The sequence below is a fragment of the Halobacillus litoralis genome, from assembly GCF_009856355.1.
In the GTDB taxonomy this organism is placed as follows: domain Bacteria; phylum Bacillota; class Bacilli; order Bacillales; family Halobacillaceae; genus Halobacillus; species Halobacillus litoralis_B.
In genome coordinates this window covers 100,290-114,959 of the sequence record NZ_WMEW01000008.1, presented here as the reverse complement: position 1 = coordinate 114,959, position 14,670 = coordinate 100,290, and the positions used below count along the sequence as shown (strand labels likewise).

The 14,670-nt window shown below is 47.2% G+C and carries 19 protein-coding genes; 13 read left to right on the top strand and 6 right to left on the bottom strand.

All coding sequences use genetic code 11. The features are described from left to right. Positions 1-52: 52 nt before the first annotated feature. Entirely contained in the window at positions 53-661 is a 609-nt protein-coding gene (locus tag GLV97_RS12730) for a TetR/AcrR family transcriptional regulator (RefSeq protein ID WP_160834797.1), read from the bottom strand. 183 nt (positions 662-844) lie between these two features. Between GLV97_RS12730 and GLV97_RS12725 the strand changes: the two genes are divergently transcribed. Continuing rightward, a complete protein-coding gene (locus tag GLV97_RS12725; protein WP_160834798.1) occupies positions 845-1,507 on the top strand; it encodes an SDR family NAD(P)-dependent oxidoreductase in 663 nt (220 codons plus the stop codon). A 42-nt stretch (positions 1,508-1,549) separates the two neighbouring features. Here the strand turns inward: GLV97_RS12725 and GLV97_RS12720 are convergent, their stop codons facing one another. Beyond that, complete coding sequence (locus GLV97_RS12720; protein WP_160834799.1) at positions 1,550-1,783, bottom strand: YhdB family protein; 234 nt, start codon at positions 1,781-1,783, stop codon at positions 1,550-1,552. 185 nt (positions 1,784-1,968) lie between these two features. Here GLV97_RS12720 and GLV97_RS12715 point away from each other — a divergent pair, with 185 nt between their 5' ends. From GLV97_RS12715 to GLV97_RS12685, 7 genes are all read left to right on the top strand, one after another. Continuing rightward, positions 1,969-2,433 carry a hypothetical protein gene (locus tag GLV97_RS12715; protein WP_160834800.1) on the top strand — a complete coding sequence of 155 codons (465 nt, stop codon included), beginning with the start codon at positions 1,969-1,971 and terminating at the stop codon, positions 2,431-2,433. Between the two features lie 110 nt (positions 2,434-2,543). Continuing rightward, positions 2,544-3,086 carry a YhcN/YlaJ family sporulation lipoprotein gene (locus tag GLV97_RS12710; RefSeq protein WP_160841682.1) on the top strand — a complete coding sequence of 181 codons (543 nt, stop codon included), beginning with the start codon at positions 2,544-2,546 and terminating at the stop codon, positions 3,084-3,086. A 107-nt stretch (positions 3,087-3,193) separates the two neighbouring features. Beyond that, a complete protein-coding gene (locus tag GLV97_RS12705; RefSeq protein WP_160889790.1) occupies positions 3,194-3,688 on the top strand; it encodes a GNAT family N-acetyltransferase in 495 nt (164 codons plus the stop codon). Positions 3,689-3,775: 87 nt separating this feature from the next. Next, positions 3,776-5,188, top strand: a complete 1,413-nt coding sequence (locus GLV97_RS12700) for a SpoVR family protein (protein WP_160834803.1) — start codon at positions 3,776-3,778, stop codon at positions 5,186-5,188. A 101-nt stretch (positions 5,189-5,289) separates the two neighbouring features. Then, on the top strand, positions 5,290-5,835 hold the full coding sequence (locus GLV97_RS12695; RefSeq protein WP_160889789.1) for a hypothetical protein: 546 nt from the start codon (positions 5,290-5,292) through the stop codon (positions 5,833-5,835). Between the two features lie 173 nt (positions 5,836-6,008). Next, entirely contained in the window at positions 6,009-6,896 is an 888-nt protein-coding gene (gene dat, locus GLV97_RS12690; protein WP_160834805.1) for a D-amino-acid transaminase, read from the top strand. 101 nt (positions 6,897-6,997) lie between these two features. Next, positions 6,998-7,435: a hypothetical protein gene (locus GLV97_RS12685; RefSeq protein WP_160836416.1), complete on the top strand. Its 438-nt coding sequence runs from the start codon at positions 6,998-7,000 to the stop codon at positions 7,433-7,435. A gap of 24 nt (positions 7,436-7,459) precedes the next feature. Here the strand turns inward: GLV97_RS12685 and GLV97_RS12680 are convergent, their stop codons facing one another. Beyond that, complete coding sequence (locus GLV97_RS12680) at positions 7,460-8,095, bottom strand: YczE/YyaS/YitT family protein (RefSeq protein WP_160889788.1); 636 nt, start codon at positions 8,093-8,095, stop codon at positions 7,460-7,462. 135 nt (positions 8,096-8,230) lie between these two features. Between GLV97_RS12680 and GLV97_RS12675 the strand changes: the two genes are divergently transcribed. Then, the gene (locus GLV97_RS12675) at positions 8,231-8,977 is read left to right on the top strand and encodes a (S)-benzoin forming benzil reductase (protein ID WP_160834807.1); all 747 of its coding nucleotides are present in this window, start codon (positions 8,231-8,233) and stop codon (positions 8,975-8,977) included. Between the two features lie 34 nt (positions 8,978-9,011). Here the strand turns inward: GLV97_RS12675 and GLV97_RS12670 are convergent, their stop codons facing one another. After that, complete coding sequence (locus tag GLV97_RS12670) at positions 9,012-9,986, bottom strand: S66 family peptidase (RefSeq protein WP_160889787.1); 975 nt, start codon at positions 9,984-9,986, stop codon at positions 9,012-9,014. Positions 9,987-10,110: 124 nt separating this feature from the next. On the opposite strand from GLV97_RS12670, the gene GLV97_RS12665 reads away from it, so the two are divergent. Beyond that, on the top strand, positions 10,111-10,296 hold the full coding sequence (locus tag GLV97_RS12665; protein WP_160834809.1) for a hypothetical protein: 186 nt from the start codon (positions 10,111-10,113) through the stop codon (positions 10,294-10,296). A gap of 52 nt (positions 10,297-10,348) precedes the next feature. Here GLV97_RS12665 and GLV97_RS12660 read toward each other — a convergent pair whose 3' ends face one another. Then, the gene (locus GLV97_RS12660) at positions 10,349-11,221 is read right to left on the bottom strand and encodes a DMT family transporter (protein WP_160834810.1); all 873 of its coding nucleotides are present in this window, start codon (positions 11,219-11,221) and stop codon (positions 10,349-10,351) included. A 114-nt stretch (positions 11,222-11,335) separates the two neighbouring features. Between GLV97_RS12660 and GLV97_RS12655 the strand changes: the two genes are divergently transcribed. Next, a complete protein-coding gene (locus GLV97_RS12655) occupies positions 11,336-11,650 on the top strand; it encodes a hypothetical protein (RefSeq protein ID WP_202409543.1) in 315 nt (104 codons plus the stop codon). Then, positions 11,647-12,252, top strand: a complete 606-nt coding sequence (locus GLV97_RS12650; protein ID WP_202410637.1) for a GNAT family N-acetyltransferase — start codon at positions 11,647-11,649, stop codon at positions 12,250-12,252. Before GLV97_RS12655 ends, GLV97_RS12650 begins: the two co-directional genes overlap by 4 nt. A gap of 217 nt (positions 12,253-12,469) precedes the next feature. Here GLV97_RS12650 and GLV97_RS12645 read toward each other — a convergent pair whose 3' ends face one another. Beyond that, positions 12,470-13,942 carry a SulP family inorganic anion transporter gene (locus tag GLV97_RS12645; protein ID WP_160889786.1) on the bottom strand — a complete coding sequence of 491 codons (1,473 nt, stop codon included), beginning with the start codon at positions 13,940-13,942 and terminating at the stop codon, positions 12,470-12,472. 293 nt (positions 13,943-14,235) lie between these two features. Between GLV97_RS12645 and GLV97_RS12640 the strand changes: the two genes are divergently transcribed. Next, a complete protein-coding gene (locus GLV97_RS12640) occupies positions 14,236-14,655 on the top strand; it encodes a universal stress protein (RefSeq protein WP_160889785.1) in 420 nt (139 codons plus the stop codon). Positions 14,656-14,670 lie beyond the last annotated feature (15 nt).

The window sequence follows — 14,670 nt, the reverse complement described above, 5'->3', positions numbered from 1 at the left end:
GGCAAAAAGGCTGCCATCACTTCGAAGTGATGGCAGCCTTTCTAATGGTGTTCTATTGATTTATGCGCTGGTTCTGATCGCCGGCAAGTCCGTAAAAGAACATGTGGGTGATTTCCTCTGTGAAGGCTGTAATCGATTCATCAAACAGGTGATCTGCAGACTGCAGGGCCTGATAAAAAGCATTAATGAAGAATAGAACCGATCGGAAGGAGATGTCCGGGTGTACGTCCCCTTCTTTTTTCCCTTGTTCAATAAGTTCCATTAACAGGGGGATGGATTCATTCTGGGTAAAGGACTGAACAAACTCCTGAATTCCGGGGTGATCCGTCAGGACGGTTTGGAGAAAGCCTGGATCCATATGCAGAATGTTCTCCTTCTTTTCAAGAATGACGTGGTTGATTTTATCCTTAAAGCTCCGGTCAGGGTTTCTGACAATGAGACGGAACTGTTCAAACCGCTCGTAAAAAAACTTCTTGATGGTTTCGAATACGAGCTCATCCTTACCACCGAAATAATTGTATATGGTCACCTGGGAAACCTGGGCTTTCGCAGCAATTTCCTGAATGCTGACTTTCTGCACTCCATATTCGGAGAATAGGGAGAGGGAGGCATCAAGGATGCTGCGCTTTTTTCTTTCTTTCCTCTTTTCGAATCCATTCATGGGCCACACCTCTCCGCTTATCATACATGGAATTATGAACTGTTTCAATTCATATATTTCAAATCGGGGGTCTTTGTGAATCTTCTGTAAATATGGAGCATGTGGTCCGGGTGGTTTGATATGATAAAAATATGGAAAGAACAAGGAAAAGGGATCGTGAAGGTCATAAAGGGGGCGTGAACCATGAGAAGAGATACGATAGCAGTCGTGACCGAAGCATCAGAAGGCCTGGGCAGGGTGGCGGCTCTTCAACTGGCTGCCGAAGGTGCTTCACTTGCAGTAACTGGTTATTCGGAGGATATATTTCTTTTGAAGGAAGTATTGGAACAGAAGGGTGCCGCCCGCGTACTCGCTTTTCAGGCAGACGTGACAGAAGAAAATGATATGGAACATGTTGTCCAGGCGGCCTGCAATGCTTTCGGCGGGGTGGATGTCCTGGTGACTCATACCCATTTTGAGGATTCCGGCCCTTTGGAAAGCGTAACCGTAGAGGAGTGGCAGCGTACATATGAACGGAATGTCCAGGGGATTTTTCTTCCTGTTAAAGCGGTGTTTCCTGTTATGAAGAAGCAGAGCTCCGGAAAAATCGTTGGGGCTCTGCAGCATCCTGCGGGGCAGACCTCTGTTCTTAACTCCTCAGGAATGGCGGCGGTTGAGTCATTTATGCAGGCGTTTGCGGAAGAAGCTGGTCCCTGCGGTGTTCAACCCGTTATGGTGTATGTTCCGGTGGACGAATCGCAGCGTCCGAACAGCGATGCCATCACAGAGGCATGGACACGTACGTTCACGACTGTCTTGGAGGATTCATCGCCGGTCACCGTTCAGCACATCCAGACGGGCGGATAAGAAGGAATAGGAGAAAACCGCAGAAATGAGTTCTGCGGTTTTTTATAGGGAAAAGCTTTCAATTGTTGATGTTTGTGCATGATCGATATAGCTGAGCAGCGCCTCGTGTGAATGCAGGCGGTCTTTATGTCTGCTCGGGTAGTAACAGGCGTGGAGAAAGGTTTCAATCTTCTTGGACAGAAATTCATCATTGGTCCGGACCATAAGGACAAGCAGATCATCCCACTGCCCCCAGATCATATAATGCAGAGCGTTATCATAATCGTACGTATTCATCGCTGACACTTCCTTTATGAAAGAAGTGTTTTTAGTATTTCCGCCAACCGCTTTCCCCACACTGAAAGATCGTCACAGTTCTTCCAGGCTCGACATAAAAATGCGTTTTTCTTCCGCAGATCCATGGAAATTTTGTTATGATGGTATGGAAAGTTTTTGCTATATCTACGGAGGGAGACGTTCGGATGTCGGAGAAACAGCAGCTTTATGCGCATACGGGACTTATGGCCGCCTTCAGCTTATTTTTATTTTTGAGCTTCGTTACAGCTGAAGCTGACAGTGCTCAGAGAGTGATGATTACGATCAGTGAAGTGATTGGATGTTCAGCGGTGGCAGGAGCCGCCATTTCGCTGTATTACATAAAAAGCAGCCAGCGTATGTTGATCCTTGCGATCCTGGCTTTTCTAGCCCCCTGGCTTGTCTATGGAATCGGTTATGAAGCAGGATGGAACGGTGATACATCGTATGTCTGGGTGTGGTTCATCGGCCTGTACCTTCTGCTTGCGGGCAGTTTTATCGTTCTGAGAATGAGCTATAAGAAAACGGAGGAGATCTTTAAACTTGTGCCGGTGTTTTTAATGTTTGTTAATGCTATCCTTACCGCCTATCTTATCTTTATACATATATGGTGGAATCTTCCTTTCGTTTGAGTGAAAACCCAGGTCCTTCAAGGATCTGGGTTTTCTTATGGCTGATTTTACAACCGCATATTTGCGTTTTGGACACACATACTAAAAGCAAACGGAAAGGAGGAATACCAATGAAGATCAAGACACTTGCCCTTGGGTTATTAGCAGCGGGTTCTCTTGTCGCCTGTCAGGCGGAACAGGAAGCCGGCAATGACGGTAACTACAATGGGGTTGAAAATACAAGTTTTGAGCGCGAGGCCGACAACATGTATCAGGAAGGCCAAAAAGCGAATCAATATGACAATGACCGCGGTATGGTCCATAACACGAACTATCATGTAGCTAAAGATGCTGCCAACCGCATTATCAGAAATGTGGACGGGGTCGATCGGGCCTATGTTCTAAAAACGAGGGATAACGCCTATGTCGCCGCTGAACTGGATAATCCAAAAGGAGATAAAAATGAGGTCTCTGACAAAATGGAAAAACAGATCAAAGAAGCGGTGAAGGGTTCCGATCAGGATATTAACAACGTGTACATTTCCACAAACCCTGATTTCGTCGATTTGACGAACAACTATGTAGAAGACGTTGATAACGGGGAACCGGTGCAGGGATTTTTCCGTGAATTCGGCGAAATGGTCGACCGCATCTTTCCTGATGAACGCTCATAAACAATGAACCAGCTTCCTTCGGGAAAGCTGGTTTTTTTTGTTTCCCTAAAGAATTCCGGTGGTATTTTTTGTTAAGCTGAAGGGAAACCACTACGGGGGGAAAGCGTATGATTCGAGAAGCTGAGGAAAAAGATTCAGAACGATACAAGCTCCTGATTGCAGAGCTTGAGGCAGAGACGGACTTCCTGCTTTATGGCAGAGGTGAACGCTCATGGACGCTCGACCGTGTGAAGGGGTTGATTCAGCATTGTTCCGAACATCCGGCGTCACAGCTCCTTCTATCTGAAGATGAGGATGGATGGAATGGACATGTCACGGTACTTGGGGGGACGGCACCCAGAAACCGGCACACGGCCCGCCTAGTTACCGGTGTGAAAAAAAGGGTGCAGGGGAAAGGGGTGGCCGATGCTTTGTTCCATCATGTGGAAACATGGGCCAAGGATCATGGAATTTCCCGTCTTGAGCTCACCGTGATGACTGCAAACACAAGGGCTGTCCGCTTTTATGAAAAACACGGATACATAAAAGAGGGGACAAAGCAGGGAACGCTGATGGTGGACGGGCAGCTGATGGATGAATATATGATGGCTAAAATTCTATGACGGGCTGATATAACATGGCCGTAACCTTCATGTTCGCTCTTTCCTGTTCATATAGTAAGGTAAGCGAAACTGAAGGAGGGGGCATCTTTGAAACCAGATGACCAGAAAAAGCTCGAACACGCGATCCGGGAAATTACCGAAATCGCCAAGGGATTCGGGCTCGACTTTTACCCGATGCGTTATGAAGTCTGTCCTGATGATATTATTTATACCTTTGGTGCCTACGGTATGCCGACGCGTTTTTCCCACTGGAGCTTTGGTAAGCAATATTACAAAATGAAACTGCAGTATGACCTCGGGCTCAGTAAAATTTATGAACTCGTCATCAACTCCAACCCCTGTTATGCGTTTTTACTTAATTCCAACAGCCTGATTCAAAATAAGCTGATTGTCGCCCACGTTCTCGCGCACTGTGATTTCTTTAAAAACAACGCCCGTTTTCAAAATACGAAAAGGGACATGGTTGAAAGCATGGCCGCTACAGCGGAACGGATTGCCGCCTATGACAAGCTGTACGGCAAGGAAGAAGTGGAATCCTTCCTGGATGCGGTTCTTGCCATTCAGGAACATATCGACCCCTCTCTAGTGAGACCGAAGCTGGCGTGGTCGGTGGATGATGAGGAAAGCAGCGGGGAAAAAGCAGCGCTTACCGAGTACGATGACTTATGGAACATTGATGAATCCTCTTCGGAAGACCAGCCGCGTTTTAAAAAGAAAAGAAAGTTTCCTCCTCGTCCCGAGAAGGACTTGCTCTTATTTATTGAGCAGTACAGCCGGGAGCTTGAAGACTGGCAGCGGGATATTCTGACGATGATGCGGGAGGAAATGCTGTATTTCTGGCCTCAGCTCGAAACGAAGATCATGAATGAGGGATGGGCTTCCTACTGGCATGCGAGAATCTTACGTGAAATGGATTTGACAAGCGATGAGTCGATCGAATTTGCGAAACTGAATGCCAGTGTTGTCCAGCCTTCCAAAACCCAGTTGAACCCTTATTATTTAGGCTTGAAGATTTTTGAAGATATCGAAGAACGCTATGACAATCCTTCAGAAGAGATGAAAAAGCACGGGGTTGTTCCGGGAACGGGCCGGGAAAAGATGTTTGAAGTAAGGGAGATTGAATCCGATCAAAGTTTTATTCGGAACTATTTAACGAAAGAGCTCGTCCGGCGGGAAGATTTATACTTGTTTCAGAAACAAGGACAGAAATATAAAATTACGGATAAAGACCATGAAGCCGTCCGGGATCAGCTTGTAACGATGAGAGTGAACGGTGGTTTTCCGTATTTAACCGTCCAGGACGGGGATTATGTAAAAAGCGGAGAGCTTTATTTGAAGCATCATTATGAAGATGTAGAGCTGGACGTCAGTTATTTGGAAAAGACGCTTCCTTATGTCTACCAGCTGTGGGGGCGTCCGGTTCATATGGAAACGAAGGTGGAAGGACGCGATGTGATTTTCAGCTACAGTGGTAAAAAAGTTCAGAAAAAATATGTGTAAGTGTAAAACTGCTCTTGAAAAAGGGCAGTTTTTTTCATGAAAAGGGCGCAGGATCTGCTATAATAAGGAAATAATAGAGCGTTTTCAGAAGGGGTGTCATCATGCGTAACGTCCGTCTGGCAATCATAGGTTTTCTTGCTGTCCTTACGCTTGCGGTCGTGTTTTTCTTTGACAACCGGGAATTGAACGGCCTTACGAAAGACCGTCTGTATCCGATGATGGACGAGCCCAGGCAGCATCCTCAGCCGTTAACAGACAGCGTCACTGAATTGGGGAACGGCATCCGCGTCACCAAGCTCTACAGTCGTAACGATTCGACCGGGCTGTATTTCGGCATGTGGTACAAAGACCAACGGGCACTGATTAACCAGGAAGGCGAGGACTGGCTCCGGGAAGACGGGGAAATCGAATTTCTCGTGAAAGCCGTGGATTCCAATGGAACGACGTATAATACAGAAACCGATGGTATCGTGCAGGGCACTTTTTCTACATTCCGTTACGTGCAGTTTGAGGACTTCCATTATGATGAATCACTCACGGATCTTCATGTAGCTTTTTATCCAATGAAAAAGAAGGACGGGAAACGGAAACCGCATCACCTCCCCGTGGTGGAAGCAGTTATTCAAATAGAACCAAACATCCAGTAAAACCGGCGCATACCCTGTTCTTAGGAAGGAAGGCTGCATCTGCCCTTCTGTTCCAAGGGTGTGCGCCGTTTATTTTTCGTAGTTCAGAAAGATTTACAGAAGAAAGAACATAAGGCACGCGTTTTCTGTTAAACTAGTTCTTAATCTGTAATGGAATGCCAAGGAGGTAAAGAATGACAATGTATAACCATATTTTGACGCAGGATGATTTTGTCGGACAGGATGAGCTGAGCTATCCGTTTGAAGAACGCGGGCTGCAGTTCGGGGATGGTATCTATGAAGTCATCCGTATATATGGCGGCCGCTATTACTTAATTCATGAGCATGTGGAGCGGCTGTATCGTTCCGCAGCAGCCATAAAGATCCAGGTTCCTTATAAGAAAGAGGACTTGTATGCCAAGCTTGATGAGCTGCTTGAAAAGAACAAGGTGACCGGTGATGCCAAGGTTTACCTGCAGATTACAAGAGGGTCCGCTCCAAGGGATCATGCTTTTCCTGATGGTATTGAAGCGAACCTTTACGCCTATGTGAAAGATCTCCCAAGACCGGAGGAGAAGTTGAAAAATGGTGTGACCACCATTTCCCATGATGATGTACGCTGGGACTGGTGCTACATCAAGAGTCTGAACCTGCTTGGGAATGTGCTGGCTAAACAAGCGGCCAAAGAGAAGGACTGTTATGAAGCTGTTCTTCATAAAGATGGGGAAGTGACGGAGTGCAGTTCATCCAATGCCTATCTCGTCAAGGACGGAAAGGTCTATACCCATCCTCCTAAAAAGAACATCCTTCACGGCTGTGTAAGAATGCGTGTAGAAGCTTTCTGTGACCAGGAAGGGATCGAGTTCGTTGAAGAGACGTTCTCTTTAGAAGATCTGCAGGACGCGGATGAAGTCTTTCTATCCAGCAGTACGTCAGAAGTCATGCCGATTTTGAAGGTGGATGAGCTGACCATAGCTGATGGTACACCGGGGCCGGTTACCCGGACGCTTCAAAAGTGCTATGAACAGGATGCAGGCCTTCCGGAAGAGGCGTGTCTTTTCTCTATAGCAGCAGCTGAATAAAAGAAAATCTGCCGGCAGCCGGAGCGCTGCCGGCTTTCTTTGTGTGCAGCGGTTTCACGTATGCTATAATGCAGATGAAATCAAGGAAAGGGGCGGGAATCGTGCCGAATGTAAAACTGGAATTAACGCAGGACCAATATGAAAAACTAGTGGAAGCGGTGTTTCTTGGAACATGGATGGTCAACTCAACGAAAATGGAACTGGATGAGCAGTTTGAGGACGTCCGCGAAGCCGTTTTATCAAAATATAAAGAGGGCGGCCTGGAAGACAGGGTTACGCATCACGAGCAGCTGGGGGTCCACGATCTCGATGTGGATTATGAATCCAAACTGATGGATACCCATGTGGAAGAGTATGATGAATTCAGCTTCTGGGACAAGCTTGTGGAGAAACTTTCCGAGAAGGAATTGACCAACATCTATGGTCCTCTTGGAGATAAGCTCACAGAAGAACAGATGGAGAAGCGGATGAAAATTGAAGAAGAAATCGGCCGGAAACTTGAAGAAACAGGGGTCACACAATTATCATTTGAAAAATAAAACACAAAAAGCGTGATGAGAGCATCACGCTTTTTGTGCAGCATGTTTCTCTGGATCTGACCAGAGCCTGGCAATGGGACGGGCCCATTGGAAGGTCAGTTGGATGAGCGGGCCGAGCAGGATTGCTACAATCAAGGTCCCGAACCCTACAGGTGCCCCCAGTAAAAAGCCGATCAGCGCCATGCCTGACTCGGAAAAAATCCGGACAGAGCTTTTGGACTGGTTGGTTTTCTCGTTCATAATCATCATGAAATGATCGAGAGGGATGCGTGGGAAAGGGGTACGGAGGTATATGGAAATACCGACAGCCGCTGCCAGAAGACCGAGGGTGAATATCCCCCACTGGCCCCACCACACCTGCACATCCAGGTTTTCCAATGATCCATATAAAAACAGATCCAGGGTCCGGCCGCGCAGGATGATCGGAATTAACGATTCATACTGCGGCCGTTTCCGCTCAAGCCTGGCATTGACGAGAAGGAGGATGATAAAAGCTGCAATCATCACACTTCCGACCGTGACAGGTAAATGCATGGATAAACCAACAGCAATACTGTCGCCGGGACCGACGCCGAGGCCGGATTTTATTATTAAGGCAAGGCCGAGACTTGACACGACCAGGCCCACAACATAAATAATGAAGAGAAAGAAATACTTCATGATCGGCTCCTTTATACGTACACATTTGCTTTGTTCATCATATCGCTTGAAAAGTGCGATGTAAAGCAGAGCCGGCTGTAGATAAGGAGCATGGAAGGCTCCTATTATTATAGGAAGAGAGAAGGAGGATCCTCAATGAAATACGCTATTATTACTGGTACTTCCCGTGGACTGGGGGAAGCGGTGGCAGAAAAATTCATGAAGCAGGGCATCCACGTCTTAGGGATTTCCCGTTCAGGAAATGAAAAGCTTTCTTCACTCAAGGATGAACAAACGGGGAGTTTTGAGCATATTCCGGCGGACTTGAATGATACAGCGGACTTACAAAGAGCCGCCGCCGTAGTTAAGGAAAAAGCTTTTCATGCACAGACGGAATTCGTATACATCGTCAATAACGCCGGTGTCGTTGAGCCAATTGAAACAGCAGGGAATCTTGACGCGGAAGCGGTACAGAAGCACATGCAGATCAATTTGACAGCTCCGATTCTGCTCATCAATGAGCTGCTTCCGGCAGCGTCTGAGACCGGTGTCAAGCTGGGCATTGTCATGATAACATCCGGCGCTGCGGAAAAGAGTATTCATGGATGGAGTGTGTACAGCAGCTCCAAGGCTGCCTTAAATCGTTTTACAGAAACCCTTGCTCTTGAGCAGGAGGGCAGCGGCCATACGATCCTAGCCTTTAGTCCGGGGGTCATGGATACGGATATGCAGCAGGACATCCGTTCTTCCAGTGAATCTGCGTTTGCTGATGTGGACAAATTCAAAAAGATGAAGGAAGAAAATGCTCTTCGCTCTCCACAGGAAGTGGCAGATGTGTTGATGAATTTACTGCAGCAGGACGTTACCAACGGACAGGTGTACCGCTTATACGATCTCGTCTAATAATTGAAAAACCACTCTGGCAGGAGTGGTTTTTTTATAGATGCAGGCGGATGTGGGCCTGCTCTCTTTCAGCCTTTATCTCGACATGTCCTCCAATAGGAAAGGTGAAGATCGGGCTGGTGTGGCCGAAATCAGCATCCGCAATGACGGGTAGGGATGCAAGCTCCGGTTTACTTTCGATGACAGCCGTTAATGTCGGAAGGTCTACGTTCGACGCCTTTTGGAACCGGCCGATCACAAGGCCCTGGACTTGATCAAATCCAGGCTGATGGATCAGGGACTGCAGGTCGCGGTCGAATGTCTCCGGATTGGACAGTTCATCATCCTCTAAAAAGAGGACCGTACCCGCAAGCTCCGGCATAAATGCAGTACCCTGCAGCAGATTGAACGTACAAAGGTTCCCGCCGATTAAGGTTCCGGATGCCTGGCCCTCATGAATCACAACGGGACCCTGGTTGGGATAGAACGTACAATCCTCCTGATCGAGGTACCACGCATCATCGCTCCAGTGAGCGGCAGGCTCTATGTCTATGGCAGCGGTCGTCGTGAACATAGTGCGGAAATGTTCCAACGTGTAGGTCAGTCCTTGTTTCATTCCGAAAGTGGAAAAGTGGGGGCCGCTGTAGGTGACCAGGCCTGTTTTCTGATAGATGCTGTTTGACAAGGCTGTAATATCCGAATACCCGCAGAAAATTTTAGGGTGCGCCTGGATCAGGTCATAGTCCAGGTGGCTCAGAAGTTGATTGCTGTCGTACCCTCCAAGAGTCGTCAGGACAGCTTTGACGTGAGGATCCCTGAAAGCCTCGTGAATATCTAAAATTCTGTGTTCTACAGGATTGGATAGAAGCGCCGGTGCTTCCGCTGCGTAATTACTGTAGCTGACGGTAAAACCCATGTCCCTGAGTCGATGTACTGCAAGTTCCTGCTGATCGGGAGCGACGATGGACAAGCTTTTGGATGGGGAAATGACGCGTATTTCATCCCCATGCTTAAGTTTTTCAGGGATCATAAATCTCTCTCCTTTGTATGAATCTTTTTAATATACCAAATGGAGTGAAAAGTGTCCATGAATTGTTAAAATTTTGAAACGAAAAAGGTGATGATACGTAATGATAGAAAAGGGAGTGGGAAAAATGTGGGAAACTGTACTCGGGATCGCAAGTGTTCTTATCTTTTTCACTGTGGTTATTCTATTCTTTCGACGACATCCGCAAAGGAGTCAGCCAAAGACGCACCTGCATGAGACAAAACGTCATCCGTCGTTTTATACGTATACAGACTGGTCAGATGGCGGAGACGGAGGAGACAGCGGGGATTGAAAACAAAAAGAGGACGGAGGGATTTGTTATCATCCTTCCGTCCTCTTTTTAATCAGGAGGCTTGGGCTTGTTTTGCTGCTTCTTTATTGTTTTTCAAAAACATGTAAAGGGAAGCACCAAATATAGTGAGATAACCAGCGACACTCAACAAGTCGGGGATCTGGCCGAACAGCAGGATGCTGATCAATGCCGAGTAAACGACCGTGGAGTAGAAGAAGATGGAAATTTCACGTGCCGGAGCGAATTTATAGGCGATCGTCAGGCCGAACTGCCCGAGAGTAGCGAATGCACCCGCTCCCAGCAAATAGACCCACTGCTTCGCTGACATCGGTTCATAAAAAGCGATGGTGAACGGCAGCAGGCTTACCGTTGTGAAAAAGGAAAAGTAGAACACAATGGTGTAAAATTTCTCCTTGTCTCCAAGCACACGGAGCAGCGTGTAGGCTCCGGCAGCAAACACTGCAGAGAACAACCCGGCCGCATAAGGGATGAATTCCAGTGAAAAGGCCGGCTTAATAATAAGGAGTGTCCCTGCAAAGGCGGCAAGGATGGCGGCGATTTGATAAGGGCGTGTTCGTTCCTTTAAGAAAATGGCAGAAAATATAATTAATAAAAACGGACTCAGTTTATTCAGCATATCAGCGTCGGACAGCACGAGGTTATCAATGGCATAGAAGTACAGGACCATCCCGATTGTTCCGAGCGCAGACCTGGAAAGCAGAAGCTTCTGGTTTTCCTTTTTTCCGAACAGGCGCTCTTTATTGTAACGCACAAATCCAAAAGCGATAATGGCGGAAACGAGGTTTCGGAAAAGGGTCTTCTGTACCGTTGGAACGTCTCCGGACAGCTTGACTAAAGCAGCCATCATGGAAAAACCAAACGCTGATATAAGCAGTAATACAATGCCTTTATTACGATTTGTCATGATTCATGTTCCTCCAGTTGTTCTTAGGTTGTTCAAAAACACCTTTATCATCCTAATACAAATCAAAGAGGATGAAAAGCAGAAATACTTCCATGCTGTAAAAGGACAGGAGTCGTGTATAATGGAGACAGAAAAAATAGAGAAGGGACGATTGGTGTGATTTGTGCTCATCCCATCATTGTAAAAACAAGGACCATTCGTAACAATCAGCAGGTTTATGAGGAGAGGGAGGAACGTCTGGAGTTATACGAGGATTCGGTCGTATGCCCGGATGAAATACTCGAACGGAAAGACGTGCATGATGTCTCCTATAAAGCTTTTTCGCAGGGATCGGGCTTTCTTTATCTTCATACGATTAAAGGAGTCCGTACATTTTTAGTGAAGGAACATCCAGGAGCCTGGATGGATGCGTTCAGGACAAACGCATGACCAAAAGAAAAGTGCCGTTTGAGCCGACTCCCGCGGATGGTCGGGGGATTCAAGTGACAGCGGAGGGGAAACGTCTCTATCTCCGTGAGGTTCTCCCGGAGGACTGGGCGGAATTCCATCCGTATGCTTCGGACCCGGATACGGTTAAATACCAGCCCTGGGGGCCTCATACAGAAACAGATAGTAAATTTTTTGTCCGTCAGGTGTTGATTGATGCCCGGCAGAAATACCGCTCCCGTTATGTATTTGCAATCGTGGTAAAAGCGGACCACCATGTGATTGGAAATATAGAGTTGAACATTCAGGACTGGGATGGAGTAGGTGAAATTGGTTTCATTATTCATCACCATTACTGGGGGCGGGGATTCGCGACAGAAGCCTGCGGGCTGATGCTGGCCTACAGTTTTGACCACTGTGGACTCCATCGTGTCACAGCGCTGAGCAGTCCTGAGAACAAAGCGTCCCAGCGGGTGTTGGAGAAAATAGGAATGGTTAAAGAGGGAACACTGCGTGAGGATATTTTCGTGAAAGGTGCTTGGAGGGATTCCTCCATCTATGGAGTTCTCAGAAGTGAATGGGAAAAAAGAAAAAGCGGGAATTGATTTTATCCGTTCCCGCTTTTTCAGGCTGAAGGTAAATGCTTGGCAGGCCCGGGTTCCAAGCGGTCGTCATTCCTTTTACTCATCCAAAGACGGTCAGAGGAATCTCCGGGTATGAAAGAAATAAGCAGCCCCCCTGATAACAGCCTTCATGAGAAAAGGCTCTGGAACTTTTTTAAAGACAAAAAAGCCGGAACTGATTAACAGTTCCGGCTTTTATTTAATGATTGGATAATGAAGCATCAGCTTTATGATGGACAGCCAGCTTTTTGACAAGCTGGGAACTGTCTTTGTTGAGCCCGGCGATTTCGACTTCCTTGTTCTGTTCTCTGAACTTCAGAACAAGCTTATCAATTGCAGCTACGGCCGAATCATCCCAGATGTGTGCATCTGTGAAGTCGATCTGAACCGTATCCGCTTTTACGTTAAAGTCGAAGTGTTTCAACAGGCTGTCCGTTGAAGCGAAGAACACCTGGCCGGACACCTGGTAAACGATCTTGCTTACCGCTTCTTCAAAGTGCTCTTCAACATGGACTTTGGAAATTTTGGCCACAAAGAAGATGGCACTGAGAATGACACCAGCCAGTACACCTTTGGATAGGTCATGAGTATACACAACCGTTCCAACGGTGACCACCATCACGACAGTGTCCGTCACGGGTGTTTTATGCAGTCTCGTTAGAGCACTCCAGTCAAAGGTACCGACGGATACCATGATCATAATTCCGACTAGTACGGCCATCGGGATCTGAACAAGCAGATCGTTGAAAGCAATAATCAAAGTCATCATAAAGACACCGGCAACCAGTGTGGATAAACGGCCGCGTCCTCCGGAGGATACGTTGATGACAGATTGTCCAATCATCGCACAACCAGCCATACCGCCGAACAGTCCGGACACCACGTTGGCCACACCTTGTCCACGGGCTTCTTTGTTCTTATCACTGACCGTGTCTGTCATATCATCGACAATTTGAGCTGTAAGCAGTGATTCAAGCAGTCCGACAAAGGCAAGGGCAAGGGAAATCGGGAAAATAATCTGCAGCGTTTCAAAGTTTACTGGAATATCAGGTACAAGGAAGATCGGAAGTGTGCTTGAAAGCTCTCCCATATCTCCAACGGTTTTAAGTCCTGCTCCTGTCGTTACCGCAATGATCGTCATGACAACGATGGCAACGAGTGGAGAGGGGACAGCCTTTGTAAACCTTGGCAGTAGATAAATGATCGCAAGGGATCCGGCAACCATGGCATACATCGCAAGGCCTGCGCCTTCAAAGTGAATCAGCTGGGATGAGAAAATCAAAATAGCCAGGGCGTTTACAAAGCCGATCATCACCGATCTTGGGATAAACTTCATAAACTGCCCAATCCTTAAGGCACCAAGAATAAACTGCAGAATACCTGTCAGGATGGTCGCGGCCAGCAGGTACTCAAGGCCGTGATCCTTCACGAGCGTTACCATAAGCACAGCCATCGCTCCTGTTGCGGCCGAAACCATTCCCGGCCGTCCCCCTACAAATGCGATGACAACAGCGATACAGAAGGAAGCGTACAATCCTACCATGGGGTCGACTCCAGCGATGATAGAGAAAGCGATCGCTTCAGGAACGAGGGCCATAGCGACGACCATACCTGAAAGCACATCGTTTTTTACGTTTCCAAACCATTGTTGTTTTAATGTTTGTGTGTTCAATTGCGCACCTCTCTCTTAAAATTTTTCTGTATTACCCGCAGTAATACTTAATTCCGGCAAGAACGTTCAGATTATATCACCTATTGGTAGATTCACATAACCCCATGTAAGCGCATAAATAAACTTTTTTCTCTTCTTTTCTTCAAATATCTCTATGAAACTCTCTCTTGCCTGAGGAGGGGATTTTTTCTGAAGTGAAGTTTCCAATTCATGGAGAGGGTGTGGGCCGGTGAATATTTACATAGGCTTCCTATTCCATGGTAAAATGATGAAAAAAGAAGGGGGAGCCACTCATGTATAAAAATATATTGATTGCGGCCGATGGGTCCGATCATTCCATACGTACGGCAGAAAGAGCGGCAGAGCTTGCCGGTCTGCAGATGGGGGCACGGATCACCATCATCTATGTGGTGGACGTCGATCAGTCGAAAACTGATGTTCTTACCCAGGGAGATAAGGCGATGATTGATCAGAAACGCAAGCAGAGGCTTGAGCCGATTGAAGAGAGCCTGCGTGGCCGGGACGTTTCATATGAAGTGGTGATCCGTCACGGTGAACCTGGTCCGACCATTGTTCATTACGCCAATGACCACGATTTTGATATCGTCATCATCGGAAGCCGGGGATTGAACACGCTTCAGGAAATGGTGCTGGGTAGTGTCAGTCACAAAGTGGCTAAACGAGCGAAATGTCCGGTCATGATCGTAAAATAACAGGCAGAAGAGACG

What these genes read in the sequence shown, in the direction of transcription:
- GLV97_RS12695 (WP_160889789.1), top strand. Translation starts at nt 5,290, where the DNA reads ATGCGTAACGTCCGTCTGGCAATCATAGGTTTTCTTGCTGTCCTTACG.
- GLV97_RS12670 (WP_160889787.1), bottom strand. Translation starts at nt 9,986, where the DNA reads ATGATCCCTGAAAAACTTAAGCATGGGGATGAAATACGCGTCATTTCC.
- GLV97_RS12710 (WP_160841682.1), top strand. Translation starts at nt 2,544, where the DNA reads ATGAAGATCAAGACACTTGCCCTTGGGTTATTAGCAGCGGGTTCTCTT.
- GLV97_RS12665 (WP_160834809.1), top strand. Translation starts at nt 10,111, where the DNA reads ATGTGGGAAACTGTACTCGGGATCGCAAGTGTTCTTATCTTTTTCACT.
- GLV97_RS12715 (WP_160834800.1), top strand. Translation starts at nt 1,969, where the DNA reads ATGTCGGAGAAACAGCAGCTTTATGCGCATACGGGACTTATGGCCGCC.
- GLV97_RS12705 (WP_160889790.1), top strand. Translation starts at nt 3,194, where the DNA reads ATGATTCGAGAAGCTGAGGAAAAAGATTCAGAACGATACAAGCTCCTG.
- dat (WP_160834805.1), top strand. Translation starts at nt 6,009, where the DNA reads ATGACAATGTATAACCATATTTTGACGCAGGATGATTTTGTCGGACAG.
- GLV97_RS12720 (WP_160834799.1), bottom strand. Translation starts at nt 1,783, where the DNA reads ATGAATACGTACGATTATGATAACGCTCTGCATTATATGATCTGGGGG.
- GLV97_RS12650 (WP_202410637.1), top strand. Translation starts at nt 11,647, where the DNA reads ATGACCAAAAGAAAAGTGCCGTTTGAGCCGACTCCCGCGGATGGTCGG.
- GLV97_RS12725 (WP_160834798.1), top strand. Translation starts at nt 845, where the DNA reads ATGAGAAGAGATACGATAGCAGTCGTGACCGAAGCATCAGAAGGCCTG.
- GLV97_RS12730 (WP_160834797.1), bottom strand. Translation starts at nt 661, where the DNA reads ATGAATGGATTCGAAAAGAGGAAAGAAAGAAAAAAGCGCAGCATCCTT.
- GLV97_RS12660 (WP_160834810.1), bottom strand. Translation starts at nt 11,221, where the DNA reads ATGACAAATCGTAATAAAGGCATTGTATTACTGCTTATATCAGCGTTT.
- GLV97_RS12640 (WP_160889785.1), top strand. Translation starts at nt 14,236, where the DNA reads ATGTATAAAAATATATTGATTGCGGCCGATGGGTCCGATCATTCCATA.
- GLV97_RS12675 (WP_160834807.1), top strand. Translation starts at nt 8,231, where the DNA reads ATGAAATACGCTATTATTACTGGTACTTCCCGTGGACTGGGGGAAGCG.
- GLV97_RS12680 (WP_160889788.1), bottom strand. Translation starts at nt 8,095, where the DNA reads ATGAAGTATTTCTTTCTCTTCATTATTTATGTTGTGGGCCTGGTCGTG.